Source organism: Silvania sp. (assembly GCF_051656365.1).
Lineage (GTDB): Bacteria > Pseudomonadota > Gammaproteobacteria > Enterobacterales > Enterobacteriaceae > Enterobacter > Enterobacter hatchlandensis.
In genome coordinates this window covers 1-16,663 of sequence record NZ_JBOGBT010000061.1, presented here as the reverse complement: position 1 = coordinate 16,663, position 16,663 = coordinate 1, and the positions used below count along the sequence as shown (strand labels likewise).

Here is a 16,663-nt window from a genome sequence, read left to right as displayed (position 1 = left end):
TGCTTTCCTTAATGCTTAACCGACGCTGTGTTCAAGGCTAATCGCCAGTAATTTCTGGGCTTCCACGGCAAACTCCAGCGGCAGTTCAGAGAATACGTCCTTACAGAAACCGTTTACGATCATCGAGATGGCATCTTCTTCGCTGATGCCGCGCTGCAGACAGTAGAACAGCTGATCTTCGCCAATGCGCGAGGTGGTGGCTTCGTGTTCCAGCTGGGCGCTGTTGTTGCGGCATTCAACGTACGGGAAGGTATGCGCCCCGCAGTCCGGACCGATCAGCATCGAATCACACTGGGTAAAGTTGCGCGCGTTGGTGGCGGTCGGCATGATTTTGACCAGCCCGCGATAGCTGTTCTGGCTTTTACCCGCCGAGATCCCTTTCGAGATGATGGTGGATTTGGTGTTTTTGCCGATGTGGATCATCTTGGTGCCGGTGTCGGCCTGCTGATATCCGCTGGTCAGCGCCACTGAGTAAAACTCGCCGATGGAGTTGTCACCGCGCAGAATGCAGCTCGGGTATTTCCATGTGATAGCCGAGCCGGTTTCCGACTGGGTCCACGACATTTTACTGTTCTCACCTTCGCACAGCGCACGCTTAGTGACGAAGTTCAGAATACCGCCGGTATTGCCATCCCCCGGGAACCAGTTCTGCACCGTCGAGTACTTCACTTCGGCGTCTCTGTGGATGATCACTTCCACCACCGCCGCGTGCAGCTGGTAGCTGTCGCGCACCGGGGCGGAACAGCCCTCGATATAGCTGACGTAGCTGCCTTCATCCGCCACCAGGATTGTGCGTTCAAACTGGCCGGTTTTTTCGGCATTGATGCGGAAATAGGTCGAGAGCTCCATCGGACAGCGCACGCCTTTCGGCACGTAGATAAAGGTGCCGTCGGACGCCACCGCCGCGTTGAGGGCGGCAAAGAAGTTGTCGTTACCGGGCACCACGGTGCCGAGGTATTTCTTGATAAGCTCCGGGTGATCGTGAATGGCTTCGCCAAACGAACAGAAGATGATCCCCTGCTCGCCGAGCTTTTCCCGGTAGGTGGTGGCGACGGAGACGGAGTCGAAGATGGCGTCGACCGCGACTTCGCGTCCTTCGCGCACCGGCACGCCGAGCTGCTCGAAGGCCTCTTCTACCTCTTTGCTCAGGAAGGCATTGGCCCCGGTCTGTTGCACCGCACCCGGCTCCGAGGCACAGGTGTCGTCGCAGTTCCCGCAGGACGGCGCCGAGTAGTAGCTGTAATCCTGATAGTTAAGCTTGTCGTAATGCGCCTTCAGCCAGTGCGGCTCTTCCATCTCCAGCCAGGCCTTAAACGCATTCAGACGGAATTCCAGCATCCACTCGGGTTCGTTGCGCTTAGCGGAAATTGCGCGAATGACCTCTTCGTTGATCCCCTTCGCCAGCTCATCGGTTTGCAAGTGGGTGAAGAAGCCCTCTTTGTAATTAAGATGGCTGCCGGACCAGGTGTTGACATCGTCAGTTGCTTCAGTTTGTCGAGACATAATACCGCCTATACCCCAAAACTTTCGCCGCAGCCGCATTCGTTCTGGGCTTTAGGGTTATTGAATTTGAATAACTGGTTTAAGCCTTCGCGCACGTAATCCACTTCGGTGCCGTCAATAAACGGCATCGCCTGCAGCGGCACGTACAGTTTTGCGCCGTCACGCTCGAAAACCAGATCGTCTGTCTCCGGTTGAGTGACGGTACCCAGCACATAGCCAAAACCGGCGCAGCCGGTGGTCTTCACGCCTAAGCGCACGCCGAGCAAGCCGGGCTGTTTGCTGGTCAGCTCGCGAATATGCGCCGCCGCGGCAGAGGTCAGCGTTAATCCACGCCATGCAAAATCTGTCGGGTCAAACGTTTCTGAATGCAGTTCCATAGGTCCACCTTATGTATTGCGCCATCAGGGCATAACACCATGTTAGTGATAACGATTATCACTTCAACCCCCTGACAGCAGGGGCTTTCGCCTTAATCGCCCTTTTTGGTGACATTAATTAAGCATAGACCCTGCACGAAGGGTTAACAGGGTTCGATTTTTTTCTGCAATCAATTGAATATTAATGGCTTTATAAAGGTTAATCGGCGAAAACGGTTACAAGGGAAAAGATGTATAGGGAATGCCTATTTATGAAATAGGGATGAAAAAAATGATCAAGCTGGCAATAGCATGAAAATCAAAAAGTTATATTACGGGCTCCAGCGTAATCATGGGCTTGCCGCACCGCAGCAGGGTCTGATACGGTTGCCGGGCGGGTTTTATTGACGGCGGGGTTTTTATGGCGTCGACGAGAGTGAACGCCGCGATCGGCATGGCGCTATAACACACAAAAAAGAAAACCCTTAAGACTACCAGCGGCAATCTTAAGGGTTCCTTACTCCATCCGGCGCTTATCTCCGGCACTCATCATGGCTTAGCTCTTGAAGGAGCATCAGAATAGTCTCATAACTGCGGGGCGCGGCTTTGTCATAAATTGCGGATTATGATAAAAGCCGCCCAACTTTCTGTTTACACCACCGCGGTGGTTAAGCGCGAGGAGCAGCACAGGCGTTCCTGCTCATCAAAAATGTCGATCTGCCACACCTGATGACGGCTGCCGGTGTGCAGCGCCCGACACACGCCACGCACCCGCCCACTGCGTACAGCACGCAAATGGTTGGCGTTAACCTCAACCCCCACCACCTTCTGTTCGCCTTCGGTGCAGAGATAGCCCGCCACCGAGCCCAGCGTTTCGGCCAGCACCACCGACGCGCCGCCGTGCAGCAGCCCAAACGGCTGATGGGTACGGCTGTCCACCGGCATCGTCGCTTCCAGTTCGCTGTCGCCGATGCGGGTAAACTGGATATCCAGCAGCCCGACCATATTGCCCTCGCCCATGGCGTTTAAGGCCTGCAGCGTGACGGCACGTTTCCAGATCATCCCATAATCTCCAGTAAAGCCTGCAATGGATGGCGCACGCCGCTGCCCTCGACGCGTTTCACCTGACTGCGACAGGAGTAGCCTGTCGCCAGACAGCGATTGCGCGGCAGACGCTGCATCGCCTGATGCCAGCTGAGCTCGTAGATCCCCAGCGAATTGGCGTGATTGACCACTTCATGCCCGTACGTCCCCGCCATGCCACAGCAGCCGACGCTGACGCTCTCGAGCTTCGCGCCAAAGCGGGCAAAGATCGATGCCCATTGCGCAGGCGCGCCCGGCAGCGCGGTCACTTCGGTGCAGTGTCCGAACAGATACCAGGCTTCACCGCTGGTCTCCTGGGTGGCTTGCGCATTCACAATCCCCGGGAGCCACTCGTGGACCAGCATCACGTTGAAATCGCCGCGCTTATCGCCGAGCGTCTGCTTATACTCATCGCGATAGCAGAGCACCAGCGCCGGATCGACCCCGACCATCGGCATCCCCAGCAGCGATACCCGATTGAGGAAGTCAGAGGTTTTTTGCGCCGTTCTGGCAAAGCGATTGAGGAAGCCCTTAATGTGCTGGGCCTTGCCGTTTGGCGAGAACGGCAGCAGCACCGGCTGGTAGCCCAGGCGCTCCACCAGGCGGATAAAGTCGGCCACCACCTGCGCGTCGTAGTAGCTGGTAAACGGGTCCTGCACCACCAGCACCGTTTTGGCTTTTTGCGCCGGGCTCAGCGCCTCAAGTTGCTCCAGGGTCAGGTTGGCCGAACGGTGGCCAACCATTTGACGCTGCAGCGACGGCGTGGAGAGCAGCGGCAGGTCGATCATGCCGATATGCTTCTCGGACAGCTTGCGCACCAGCGGCTGGTTAATAAAGAAGTTGAATGTTTTTGGCGCACGCGCCATCAGCGGGGCATAGCTCTCGACGGTCGCCACCAGATGATCGCGCATCGGGCGCAGGTAGCGGGTGTGATAGAGCTGCAGGAAGCGCGAGCGGAATTCCGGCACATCAATCTTGATCGGACACTGGGTGGAACAGGCTTTACAGGCCAGACAGCCCGACATCGCCTCTTTCACTTCGTGGGAAAAATCGTACTCGCCTTTGCGCGCGTGCCAGCTGTTGCGGGTCCGCTCAACGAGGGTTCGCAGGCTGGCGCGTTTTTCTGGCAGCTCTTTTTCCAGCGCCAGGGGATCCACACCGCGGTCGGCCAGCAGACGCAGCCACTCGCGCACCAGCGTCGCACGCCCTTTCGGGGAGTGAATACGATTGCTGGTGATTTTCATCGACGGGCACATCGGGCTTTTGGCATCGAAGTTAAAGCACAGACCGTTGCCGTTACACTCCATCGCCCCACGCCAGGATGAACGCACCGCAATCGGGATCTGGCGATCGTAGGTGCCGCGTTTGACCGCATCCACCTGCATCATCGGCGCGTCAACGCCTGCAGGTGGGCAGATCTTGCCCGGGTTGAGGCGGTTGTCCGGGTCGAAGGCGGCTTTTATTTTGCGCAGTTCGGCATACAGTTGCTCGCCAAAAAACGCCGGGCTGTATTCGGCGCGGAAGCCTTTTCCGTGCTCTCCCCACAGCAGGCCGCCGTATTTAGCGGTAAGCGTCACCACGTCGTCGGAGATCTTTTTCATCAGGATCTCCTGCTGCGGATCGCACATATCCAGCGCCGGGCGCACGTGCAGCACCCCGGCATCCACGTGACCGAACATGCCGTAGCTCAGACCGTGGCTGTCGAGCAGCGCGCGGAACTCGACAATATAGTCCGCCAGATGTTCCGGCGGCACGCAGGTGTCTTCCGCAAACGGGATCGGCTTGGCCGCGCCTTTGGCGTTACCCAGCAGACCGACTGCTTTTTTGCGCATCGCGTAGATACGCTCGATGCCGGACAGCTCCTGGCACAGCTGCCAGCCAATCACCCCGCCCTCACCCTGCGCCATCAGCTCATCCAGACGCTGGCACAGGCTGGCAACCTGGCTGTCGATCAGTTCGCCGTCATCGCCAGCAAACTCGACGATGTTGAGCCCCAGCATCTCTTTATCGGGCACGTCAGTGATCAGCTCGCTGACCGAGTGCCAGACGATATCTTCCCGCGCCAGATTGAGCACTTTTGAGTCGACGGTTTCCACCGACAGCGCACGGGCCTCCACCATAAACGGCGCGTTGCGCAGGGCAGAGTCAAAGGAGTTGTACTTCACATTCACCAGGCGGCGCACTTTCGGCAGCCGGGTAATGTCGAGACGCGCCTCGGTGATCATCGCCAGCGTGCCTTCCGAACCCGTCAGAATGCGGGTCAGATCGAACTGGCTGAGATCGTCATTAAACACATGGCGCAGGTCGTAACCGGTAAGGAAGCGGTTCAGTTTCGGGAATTTATCAATAATCAGCTGACGGTTATCGCGACAGCTGTCCAGCACGGTGCGGTAGATGCGCCCGCTGGTGGTGTTGTCTTTGCCGAGCGTCTCGGCAAGCTCAACGGGCATCGGCTGGGTATCAAGAATATCACCGCCCAACAGCACCGCCCGCACGCCGAGGACGTGATCGGAGGTTTTGCCGTACACCAGCGACCCCTGCCCGGAGGCATCGGTATTGATCATCCCGCCCAGGGTCGCGCGGTTACTGGTAGACAGCTCCGGGGCAAAGAAGTAGCCGTACGGCTTAAGATACTGATTGAGCTGATCTTTGATCACCCCTGCCTCAACGCGCACCCAGCCCTCTTCAGGGTTGATCTCAATGATGCGGTTCATGTTGCGGGACATATCGACGATGATCCCCTGGTTCAGCGCCTGACCGTTGGTGCCGGTGCCGCCACCGCGGGGGGTGAAGATCAGCGAAGTGAAACGTTCCTGTGACGCCAGACGGGCAATCAATGCCACATCAGCGGTCGAACGGGGGAAAACGACGGCATCGGGAAGTAGCTGGTAGATACTGTTGTCGGTCGCCATTGTCAGCCTGTCGGCATAACGTGTGGCGGTATCGCCGGTAAAACCCTGTTGCTCCAAAGCCTGCAAAAAATTGAGCACCAGCTGAACGACGCCCGGTGCCTGAGAAATTTGTGGGATCATTACTGTCGACCCTGCCCCATCTAAATTGTTGTAGATAATCGTTTGCGTTGTGTCTCCCTGTTTGTATCACATTTTTTTCTTATGCGCCCGACAGAATTACAGGCAGAATCTGCCTGTCAAAAATCGCTGAAATCACTAATCATTAGAGTCACGTGGTTTCATGTTCTCACCAGCTATGCTGGTATCCTTCAAAGGTAAATTCAAACTATGGTCAATCGACATCAGCCCAGGGACGTTGCGCAAATTTTGCTGTCGGTGCTGTTCCTGGCAATCATGATTATTGCGTGTCTGTGGATCGTTCAACCTTTTATTCTTGGCTTCGCGTGGGCGGGAACCGTGGTGATTGCCACCTGGCCGCTGTTTATCCGCCTGGAGCGCCTGCTGTTTGGTCGCCGTTCGCTGGCGGTGCTGGTGATGACCCTGCTGCTGGTGCTGGTGTTTGTGATCCCGATTGCCCTGCTGGTCAACAGTCTGGTGGATGGCAGCGGGCCGCTTATCACCAGTATTTCCAGCGGCGATATGTCACTACCGGATCTGGCGTGGCTGAACGACATCCCGCTGGTTGGCGATAAGCTGTATGCCGGCTGGCACAACCTGCTGGAGATGGGCGGCAGCGCGATTATGGCCAAAGTCAGGCCTTATATCGGCGCCACCACCACCTGGTTTGTCGGCACCGCTGCGCACCTTGGCCGCTTTGTGGTCCATTGCGTGCTGATGCTGCTGTTCAGCGCCCTGCTGTACTGGCGCGGCGAGCAGGTGGCACTGGGGGTTCGCCATTTTGCGACGCGCCTCGCCTCCGCGCGCGGTGATGCCGCGATGCTGCTGGCGGCGCAGGCTGTCCGGGCCGTCGCCCTGGGCGTGGTCGTCACGGCGCTGGTGCAATCGGTGCTGGGCGGGATTGGTCTGGCGATTGCTGGCGTGCCTTACGCCACGCTGTTCACCGTACTGATGCTGTTAACCTGCCTGATGCAACTCGGGCCGCTGCTGGTGCTGGTTCCGGCCATTATCTGGCTGTACTGGAGCGGGGATACCACCTGGGGCACGGTGCTGCTGGTCTGGAGCTGCGTAGTGGGAACGATGGATAACGTGATCCGCCCGATACTGATCCGCATGGGTGCCGATCTGCCGTTAATCCTGATCCTCTCCGGCGTGATCGGCGGTCTGATCGCCTTCGGAATGATCGGTCTGTTTATCGGTCCGGTGCTGCTGGCGGTCTCCTGGCGACTGTTCTCCGCCTGGGTGCATGAAGTGCCGATGCCGCAGACCGATCCTGATGTGCTGCTGGCGTCCCTGAACGATACGGAAGAGTTAAATAAGTAATCATCGCCATTCTGGTGGGTTCGCCCACCAGAAAGTTAAGCATTACTTAACATTTGCTTTTTATTTAACCGCACCTGAACTGACTCGCCACCGTAATCGCCTCATTCACCTCACAAAATCTTCACCGCTGTTAAACTATTGAGACGAATCTGATCGACGCAAAAATCCGTCATGCCTACTATTAGGTCACGGTTATGAATCAACACCTTGATTTATAAGCATGGAAATCCCCTGAGTGAAACAATGAATTGCTGTGTGTAGTCTTTGCCCATCTCCCACGATGGGCTTTTTTTTATCCTGAAAACACACGCACTACAGCAGCTTACCTTAATACATCACGCAGTGGCTCAGCATGCGCCACTCGGCAGGCGCGGCGGTGAAGAAGCAGGCGCAAAAAAAAAGGTGAGGATGTTATCCTCACCTTTTATGCGGTATGACCGACAGCTTATTTTTTCAGTTCAGCCAGGCTCAGCCAGGTTTGCACCACAGTGTCCGGGTTCAGGGACAGGCTATCGATCCCCTCTTCCATCAGCCAGGCAGCGAAGTCTTCGTGATCGGACGGACCCTGACCACAAATACCGACGTACTTGCCCTGCTTCTTCGCCGCGCGGATGGACATCGACAGCAGGGCTTTCACCGCTTCGTTACGTTCATCAAACAGCGCGGATACCACGCCAGAGTCGCGATCCAGACCGAGCGCCAGCTGTGTCATGTCGTTAGAGCCGATAGAGAAGCCGTCGAAGTGCTCGAGGAACTGCTCTGCCAGCAGGGCGTTGGACGGGATCTCGCACATCATAATGATCTTCAGCCCGTTCTCACCGCGCTTCAGACCTTGACGCGCCAGCTCCTCTACCACCGCCTTCGCCTGATCGACGGTGCGTACAAACGGCACCATGATCTCGACGTTGGTCAGCCCCATCTCATTACGCACATATTTCACCGCGTCGCACTCGAGCGCAAAGCAGTCGCGGAAGCTATCGGAGACGTAACGACCGGCCCCGCGGAAGCCCAGCATCGGGTTCTCTTCTTCCGGTTCGTAGCGCTTGCCACCCACCAGGTTGGCGTATTCGTTAGATTTGAAGTCAGACAGACGCACGATGACGCGTTTCGGGTAGAACGCCGCCCCCAGAGTGGCAATCCCCTCGCTCAGGCGACCCACATAGAACCCTTTCGGCGAGTCGTAGCCCTTCATCATCTCGCGAATTTCTTTCTGCAGCTTCGGATCCTGGTCGTCAAACTCCAGCAGCGCACGCGGATGAACCCCGATCATGCGGTTAATGATGAACTCCAGACGCGCCAGGCCAACCCCTTCGTTTGGCAGACAGGCAAAGTCAAATGCCCGGTCCGGGTTGCCGACGTTCATCATGATCTTCAGCGGCAGATCCGGCATGGTATCGACGCTGGAGCTTTTCACGCTGAAGTCCAGCAACTCGGCGTAGACGTAGCCGGTGTCGCCTTCGGCGCAGGAGACGGTAACGTTCTCGTCGTCCTTCATGCGCTCGGTGGCGTCGCCGCAGCCGACCACTGCCGGAATACCCAGCTCGCGGGCGATGATCGCCGCGTGACAGGTCCGCCCGCCGCGGTTAGTGACAATCGCCGCTGCCTTTTTCATGATCGGTTCCCAGTCCGGGTCGGTCATGTCGGTCACCAGCACGTCGCCCGGCTGGATACGGTTCATCTCGCTGATGTCATGGATCACCTTCACCGGGCCTGCGCCAATGCGATGGCCAATTGCGCGGCCCTCGGCGATAATGTTGCCCTGCGCATGCAGGGTATAACGCTCCATTACCTGACCGCGGGAACGCACGGTTTCCGGACGCGCCTGCACAATAAACAGCTTGCCGGTGTTGCCGTCTTTTGCCCACTCGATATCCATCGGGCGGCCGTAGTGTTTTTCAATCTGCACCGCCTGCTTCGCCAGCTCCTGCACTTCGGCATCGGTCAGCGAGAAGCGATCGCACTGCTCCTGCGGCACATCCTCAATGCGAACCTGCTTGCCGTGCTCCTGCGACGGGGCGTAAATCATGCGGATCTTTTTCGATCCCATGGTGCGACGCACGATAGCCGGACGATCCGCTGCCAGCGTCGGTTTGTGCACGTAGAACTCGTCCGGGTTGACTGCGCCCTGCACCACCATCTCGCCCAGACCCCAGGCAGAAGTGATAAAGACCACCTGATCGAAACCCGATTCGGTATCAATAGAGAACATCACGCCTGAGGATGCTAAGTCCGAACGCACCATGCGCTGCACGCCCGCCGACAGCGCGACGCCGCGGTGGTCGTAACCCTGATGCACGCGATAGGAGATGGCGCGGTCATTAAACAGGGAGGCAAAGACATGTTTGACCGCTACCAGCACGGCATCGTAGCCCTGCACGTTGAGGAAGGTCTCCTGCTGCCCGGCGAACGACGCGTCTGGCATATCTTCGGCGGTGGCGGAGGAGCGCACGGCGAAAGAAGCCTGAGCATCATCAGCGGAGAGCTGGTTATAGGCGTCGTGAATAGCGTGTTCCAGTTCAGGCTGGAAAGGTGTATCGATGATCCACTGGCGGATCTGTGCCCCGGCTTTCGCAAGCTCAGAAACATCATCAATGTCCGTGTGGTCCAGTAGTTCGTAAATGCGCTGGTTTACGCCGCTTTGGTCTAAAAAGTAGTTAAACGCATCGGCGGTGGTGGCAAATCCATTCGGTACGGAGACACCCATACTGGACAGATTGGTAATCATTTCACCCAGGGAGGCATTTTTGCCTCCAACTCTGTCTACATCATTCATGCCGAGTTGGTTATACCAAAGCACCAGCGGTGACGAGCCATTGTTGGACATCGAAACAATCCTTTTGTGATATATGAACGGGTTTTAAGAAACTCCTTACTGCGTATTTATACTGGCATATTTATCCGCGCTAAAAAAACGGTGAATCGTGTAAGCAATTTTATTTTTTAGCTTTTAAGACTGTTCCCGCTTAAATCATAACCTAATGATTAATATAGATTCCCACAGTAAATATCAGACTTTAGGGTGATTTATAAAAATGAAACACCCCTTTCATTAAAAATAAAAATAGTGTTTCATTTTTAATTTCAGAAGCGGGTCGGCTGTTGTATTTTACTTTTTTAATTTATGCTTTCAGGCAATTACCACTGAGAGTTAAGGTGCGCAAAATGGATAATGCTGTCGATCGCCACGTTTTTTATATTTCTGATGGTACGGCGATCACCGCCGAAGTGCTGGGCCACGCGGTGATGTCGCAATTCCCGGTCGCCATCAACAGCATCACCCTGCCTTTCGTTGAAAACGTGAGCCGCGCCAAAGCGGTGAAAGACCAAATCGACGCCATCTTCCGGCAAACCGGCGAGCGTCCGCTGGTGTTTTACTCGATTGTCATCCCGGAAATTCGCAATATCATTTTGCAGAGTGAAGGCTTTTGTCAGGACATCGTGCAGGCATTGGTTGCTCCGCTGCAGCAAGAGTTGAAGCTGGATCCGACCCCTGTCGCCCACCGCACCCACGGCCTGAACCCGGCGAATATTATCAAGTACGACGCCCGTATCGCCGCCATTGACTACACCCTTGCCCATGATGACGGCATTTCGATGCGTAACCTCGATCAGGCGCAGGTGATTTTGCTCGGCGTGTCGCGCTGCGGGAAAACCCCTACCAGCCTGTATCTGGCGCTGCAGTTTGGTATCCGTGCCGCCAACTACCCCTTTATTGCCGACGACATGGACAATCTGGTGCTCCCCGCTGCGCTAAAACCGCTGCAGCACAAGCTGTTTGGCCTGACGATTAACCCTGAACGGCTGGCAGCAATCCGCGAAGAGCGCCGGGAGAACAGCCGTTACGCCTCAATGCGCCAGTGTCGTCTGGAGGTGTCGGAAGTCGAAGCGCTGTACCGGAAGAACAACATTCCGTGGCTGAACAGCACCAACTATTCCGTGGAAGAAATCGCCACCAAGATCCTTGATATCATGGGCCTGAACCGCCGCATGTACTAACAGGCTAGTACACAAGTTCGCGTTCATGTATACTCCCACCCCATGCCAGGGCAGTGATGCCCTGCACTTGAAATCAGCGGGGATTGGTTTAAGGTGATGCCCATCACTTCCCGGTAAGTTACCGATGAAGCACTACATTCTGAGAAACACCATGAACAAAACCGATGAACTGCGCACGGCGCGTATCGATAGCCTGGTTACGCCAGCCGAACTGGCCCAGCGGCATCCCGTCTCTGCGGCAGTGGCAGAAAACGTGACAACGTCACGCAAACGTATTGAAAAAATCCTTAATGGCGAAGATCGCCGCCTGTTGGTCATTGTTGGCCCCTGCTCCATTCACGACCTTGATGCCGCGATGGACTATGCCCAGCGCCTGAAGGGGCTGCGCGACAAGCACGCCGCGCGCCTCGAAATCGTGATGCGCACCTACTTTGAAAAACCGCGCACCGTGGTGGGCTGGAAAGGGCTGATTTCCGACCCCGACCTGAACGGCAGCTACCGCGTAAACCACGGCATTGAGCTGGCCCGCAAGCTGCTGCTGCAGGTCAACGCGCTGGGCGTCCCGACCGCCACCGAGTTCCTTGATATGGTGACCGGACAGTTTATCGCCGATCTGATCAGCTGGGGCGCAATTGGCGCCCGCACGACCGAAAGCCAGATCCACCGGGAGATGGCCTCCGCACTCTCCTGCCCGGTCGGCTTTAAGAACGGCACCGACGGCAACACGCATATTGCGGTGGATGCGATCCGCGCCGCCCGTGCCAGCCATATGTTCCTCTCCCCGGATAAAACCGGCCAGATGACTATCTATCAGACCAGCGGCAACCCGTACGGCCATATCATCATGCGCGGCGGCAAGCAGCCGAACTATCACCCACAGGATATCGCTGAAGCCTGCGATACCCTGCGCGAGTTCGACCTCCCGGAGCAGCTGGTGGTGGATTTCAGCCACGGCAACTGCCAGAAACAGCACCGCCGCCAGCTGGACGTCTGCGATGAGATTTGCCAGCAGATCCGCAACGGCTCCACCGCTATTGCCGGGGTGATGGCAGAGAGCTTCCTGCGGGAAGGCACGCAAAAAGTGGTTGTCGGCCAGCCGATTACCTACGGCCAGTCGATCACCGATCCGTGCCTGAGCTGGGAAGATACCGAGCTGCTGCTGGAGAAACTCGCCGCTGCGGTTGATTCTCGTTTTTAACCTTTTTGCCGGGTAGCGCTGTGCTTACCCGGCCTGTTCACCCTTCCTTTAATCTCGTGTAACCCTCTGCTTTTCCCCTCTTTTGTCTGTAAATTGATCCCTTCACGGTTTTTACATAAAAATGCTTGCCGTTAAAATCGATTTGTTGATAATGATTATCATTGTTACATTGATTATTATTTTGAAAACATTATGTCACGCATGGATAACATCGCCGCAACGCTTCCACATCCAGAAAAGACCACACAGCCTGCACCAGGCGTAACCGATCGCCGCATCGACAGCAAACAGCTGTTGGGCCCCGAAGGGCGCGTCATTATTGAGCATGATGGACAGCACTACCTGCTGCGCCAGACACATGCCGGAAAATTGATCCTCACAAAATAAGCAACTCGCCAGCCACCCAGGTTATCCCCAGGCAGCCAGCGCTTTTCACTTTTTTAAATGGAGAGTGGCTAATGCCATACCTGAATACCGCGTCTTTACGCCCGTCACTGTTGGCGCTGGCGATCGTCAGTGCCTTGCCGGGCGCTGCTGTTGCAGCATCCGAAGAGATGACCGTTACCGCTACCGGCAATGCCCGTAGCGCCTTTGAGGCCCCGATGATGGTGAGCGTGATTGACGCCACCGCCCCGGAAAATCAAACCGCCAGCTCCGCCGCCGATCTGCTGCGCCACGTCCCCGGCCTGACCCTCGACGGCACTGGCCGTACCAACGGTCAGGACGTCAATCTGCGCGGGTACGATCGTCGTGGCGTGCTGGTACTGGTGGACGGCATCCGCCAGGGCACCGATACCGGGCATATCAACAGCACCTTCCTCGACCCGGCGCTGATCAAGCGCATTGAGATTGTGCGCGGGCCGTCTGCCCTGCTGTACGGCAGCGGCGCGATGGGCGGGGTGATCGCCTATGACACCGCCGATGCCAAAGATCTGCTGCAGCCCGGCCAAAACAGCGGATTCCGCGTGTTCAGCACCGCCGCCACCGGCGATCATAGCCTCGGAATGGGTGCCAGCGCCTTTGGCCGCACCGACACTCTCGACGGTCTGGTGGCCTGGTCAAGCCGCGATCGCGGCGATATCCGCCAGGGCGGCGGCGGCACCGCACCGAATGACGAATCGATCAACAACATGCTGGCCAAAGGCAGCTGGAAGCTGGACAGCGCCCAGTCTCTGAACGGCTCGCTGCGCTATTACAACAACGCCGCGCAGGAGCCAAAGAACCCGCAGACCATTGATGCGGATGCCAGCAGCAACCCAATGACCGACCGCTCCACCATCCAGCGCGATGCCCAGCTCGGTTACCATATTTCCCCGGAAGGCAACGACTGGCTCAACGCCGATGCGAAAGTCTACTGGTCGGAAGCGCGCATTAATGCCCAGAACGTGGACGGCTCCGGCGAATTCCGCCAGCAGACCACCAAAGGCGCGAAAGTTGAAAACCGCACCCGCCTGTTCGCCGACTCCTTTGCCTCGCACCTGCTGACCTACGGCGGCGAGTATTACCGTCAGGAGCAGGAACCGTCCGGCGCAACGACCGGCTTCCCGGATGCCAGCATCGATTTTAGCTCCGGCTGGATCCAGGATGAGATCACCCTGCGCGATCTGCCCGTCACACTGCTCGGTGGCACCCGCTACGATAACTACAGCGGCAGCAGCGACGGATACGACGACGTGGATGCCGATAAATGGTCCTCCCGCGCCGGGATAACCGTCACCCCGGCAGAGTGGTTGATGCTGTTCGGCTCCTACGCTCAGGCGTTCCGTGCGCCGACGATGGGTGAAATGTACAACGACGCCAAACACTTCTCGATTGGCCGCTTCTACACTAACTACTGGGTACCGAACCCGAATCTGCGCCCGGAAACCAACGAAACTCAGGAGTACGGGTTTGGCCTGCGCTTTGACGACCTGATGCTGGCAGACGATGCGCTGGAGTTTAAAGCCAGCTACTTTGATACCAACGCCAAAGATTACATCTCTACCACCGTCGATTTCGCGGCGGCCACCACCATGTCGTACAACGTGCCGAACGCCAAAATCTGGGGTTGGGACGTGATGGCGAAATACTCCGCCAGCCTGTTCAGCCTGGATGTTGCCTACAACCGCACCCGCGGCAAAGATACCGACACCGGGGAGTACATCTCCAGCATCAGCCCGGACACCGTCTCCAGCAAACTGGACATCCCGCTGGCGCAGAGCGGCTTTAACGTCGGCTGGATCGGTACCTTCGCCGACCGTTCGACCCACGTGAGCAGCGGCACCAGCAAACAGCCTGGCTACGCGGTGAATGATTTCTACGTCAGCTATCAGGGCCAGCAGGCGCTGAAGGGCGTGACCACCACGCTGGTGCTGGGAAATGCCTTCGACAAAGCGTACTGGTCACCGCAGGGCATCCCGCAGGATGGCCGCAACGGCAAGATTTTCGTGAGTTATCAGTGGTAATTACCCTGCCCCGGTTTTCCGGGGCTTTTATCTGGAAGGACGAGACAATGAATCACTACACACGCTGGCTTGAGCTAAAAGAAGAGAATCCAGGGAAATACGCGCGGGACATCGCCGGGCTGATGACGATCAGCGAAGCCGAGCTGACCTGGGTGCGCGTGGGCCACGATGCCGCACGCCTGCAAGGTGAGATCCGCGAGATCCTCGGCACGCTGGAAGCCGTGGGCGAAACCAAATGCATCTGCCGCAACGAATACGCGGTGCATGAGCAGGTTGGCACCTTTACCAACCAGCATCTTAACGGCCATGCCGGGCTGGTGCTGAACCCGCGCGCGCTGGATCTGCGCCTGTTCCTGAACCAGTGGGCAAGCGTCTTTACGATCCGCGAAACCACTCCCCGCGGCGAACGCCAGAGCATCCAGTTCTTCGACCATCAGGGCGATGCTCTGCTGAAGGTGTACACCACCGACAATACCGACCTTGCCGCCTGGAGCGAGGTGCTGACCCGCTTTACCGTCGCCGATAACCCGCCGCTGGAACTAAAAGCCGCCGACACCGCCGTCAATGTGGCGCATGAAGACGCCGGAACGGTTGACAGCGAGTGGCGTGCCATGACCGACGTGCACCAGTTCTTCGGCCTGCTGAAACGCCACAGCCTGACGCGCCAGCAGGCGTTCCGCCTGGTGGGTGACGATCTGGCCTGTCAGGTAGATAACAGCGCCCTGGCCCAGCTGCTGGCTACCGCCCGTCAGGATGCCAATGAAATTATGATTTTCGTCGGCAACCGCGGCTGCGTGCAGATCTTCACCGGCACCATTGAGAAAGTGGTGCCGATGAAAGGCTGGCTTAACATCTTCAACCCGGCCTTTACCCTGCACCTGCTGGAAGAGACCATCGCCGAGACCTGGGTCACGCGTAAGCCTACTGCCGACGGCCACGTCACTAGTCTGGAGCTGTTTGCCGCTGACGGTACCCAAATCGCCCAGTTGTACGGGCAGCGTACCGAAGGCGAACCCGAGCAGAACCAGTGGCGGACGCAGATTGATGCCCTGACGGTAAAAGGGCTGGCCGCATGAGAACACTGCTGGTTCTGATCGCCGCGCTACCGCTGGCGGCCTTTGCCGCCAGCCAGGAGAAGATCGTCGCCCTTGGGGGCGACGTGACCGAAATTGTCTACGCGCTGGGGGCGGACGAGGCGCTGGTGGCGCGTGACAGCACCAGCCAGTGGCCTACGCAGGCCGTTTCGCTGCCGGACGTAGGTTACCTGCGCCAGCTGAATGCCGAAGGGATCCTCGCGATGCGCCCGACGCTGGTGTTAGCCAGTGCCCAGGCGCAGCCCTCTCTGACGCTGACGCAGGTCGGGCAGAGCCAGGTCAAGGTGGTGACGGTTCCGGCCAGCAACGATCTGAGTGTGATTGACGAGAAGGTCCGCGTCGTGGCGCAGGCCACGCACCGTGAGGCTGAAGGTGAAGCCCTGCGTACTACCCTGCACCAGCAACTGGCCGCGCTGCCCACGACGGCGCTCAATAAGCGGGTGCTGTTTATCCTCAACCACGGTGGAATGACCGCGATGGCGGCAGGTCAGGACACCGGTGCCGATGCGGCGATCCGCGCGGCGGGTCTACATAATGCAATGCAGGGATTCTCCCGCTATCAGCCGTTGTCCCAGGAAGGGGTGATCGCCAGCCAGCCGGATCTGGTGCTGATTTCCAAAGACGGCGTTAAGGCACT

The 16,663-nt window shown here is 57.6% G+C and carries 12 protein-coding genes and 1 other RNA gene; 8 read left to right on the top strand and 5 right to left on the bottom strand.

The features are described from left to right. Positions 1–15 precede the first annotated feature (15 nt). The 4 genes from sufB to ydiJ form a co-directional block, all read right to left on the bottom strand. A complete protein-coding gene (gene sufB, locus ACRDD5_RS11865) occupies positions 16–1,503 on the bottom strand; it encodes a Fe-S cluster assembly protein SufB (RefSeq protein WP_438676868.1) in 1,488 nt (495 codons plus the stop codon). Between the two features lie 8 nt (positions 1,504–1,511). Then, positions 1,512–1,880, bottom strand: coding sequence for a Fe-S cluster assembly scaffold SufA (gene sufA, locus ACRDD5_RS11860; protein WP_438676867.1), 369 nt, complete (start codon positions 1,878–1,880; stop codon positions 1,512–1,514). A gap of 630 nt (positions 1,881–2,510) precedes the next feature. Continuing rightward, positions 2,511–2,921: a 1,4-dihydroxy-2-naphthoyl-CoA hydrolase gene (gene menI / locus ACRDD5_RS11855; RefSeq protein WP_271283818.1), complete on the bottom strand. Its 411-nt coding sequence runs from the start codon at positions 2,919–2,921 to the stop codon at positions 2,511–2,513. Then, on the bottom strand, positions 2,918–5,974 hold the full coding sequence (gene ydiJ / locus ACRDD5_RS11850) for a D-2-hydroxyglutarate dehydrogenase YdiJ (protein ID WP_438676866.1): 3,057 nt from the start codon (positions 5,972–5,974) through the stop codon (positions 2,918–2,920). Before ydiJ ends, menI begins: the two co-directional genes overlap by 4 nt. 207 nt (positions 5,975–6,181) lie before the next feature. Between ydiJ and ydiK the strand changes: the two genes are divergently transcribed. Together ydiK and rprA are read left to right on the top strand one after the other, a co-directional pair. Next, positions 6,182–7,294 carry an AI-2E family transporter YdiK gene (ydiK, locus tag ACRDD5_RS11845; RefSeq protein WP_438676865.1) on the top strand — a complete coding sequence of 371 codons (1,113 nt, stop codon included), beginning with the start codon at positions 6,182–6,184 and terminating at the stop codon, positions 7,292–7,294. Positions 7,295–7,482: 188 nt separating this feature from the next. Continuing rightward, an RNA gene (gene rprA, locus ACRDD5_RS11840) (antisense sRNA RprA) lies at positions 7,483–7,590 on the top strand. 149 nt (positions 7,591–7,739) lie between these two features. Here the strand turns inward: rprA and ppsA are convergent. Next, complete coding sequence (gene ppsA / locus ACRDD5_RS11835) at positions 7,740–10,118, bottom strand: phosphoenolpyruvate synthase (RefSeq protein WP_438676864.1); 2,379 nt, start codon at positions 10,116–10,118, stop codon at positions 7,740–7,742. Between the two features lie 338 nt (positions 10,119–10,456). Between ppsA and ppsR the strand changes: the two genes are divergently transcribed. The 6 genes from ppsR to ACRDD5_RS11805 form a co-directional block, all read left to right on the top strand. Next, positions 10,457–11,290, top strand: coding sequence for a posphoenolpyruvate synthetase regulatory kinase/phosphorylase PpsR (ppsR, locus tag ACRDD5_RS11830; RefSeq protein WP_438676863.1), 834 nt, complete (start codon positions 10,457–10,459; stop codon positions 11,288–11,290). 151 nt (positions 11,291–11,441) lie between these two features. Then, positions 11,442–12,488: a 3-deoxy-7-phosphoheptulonate synthase AroH gene (gene aroH, locus ACRDD5_RS11825; protein ID WP_271283823.1), complete on the top strand. Its 1,047-nt coding sequence runs from the start codon at positions 11,442–11,444 to the stop codon at positions 12,486–12,488. A gap of 192 nt (positions 12,489–12,680) precedes the next feature. Continuing rightward, positions 12,681–12,875: a hemin uptake protein HemP gene (gene hemP, locus ACRDD5_RS11820; protein WP_271283824.1), complete on the top strand. Its 195-nt coding sequence runs from the start codon at positions 12,681–12,683 to the stop codon at positions 12,873–12,875. 71 nt (positions 12,876–12,946) lie between these two features. Continuing rightward, positions 12,947–14,932 (top strand): TonB-dependent hemoglobin/transferrin/lactoferrin family receptor, encoded by a 1,986-nt coding sequence (locus ACRDD5_RS11815; protein WP_438676862.1) that lies wholly within the window; start codon positions 12,947–12,949, stop codon positions 14,930–14,932. A gap of 47 nt (positions 14,933–14,979) precedes the next feature. Continuing rightward, the gene (locus ACRDD5_RS11810; RefSeq protein ID WP_438676861.1) at positions 14,980–16,008 is read left to right on the top strand and encodes a hemin-degrading factor; all 1,029 of its coding nucleotides are present in this window, start codon (positions 14,980–14,982) and stop codon (positions 16,006–16,008) included. Next, on the top strand, positions 16,005–16,663 hold a 659-nt coding region (locus tag ACRDD5_RS11805), incomplete at its 3' end, for a heme/hemin ABC transporter substrate-binding protein (protein ID WP_438676860.1). The genes ACRDD5_RS11810 and ACRDD5_RS11805, both read left to right, overlap by 4 nt.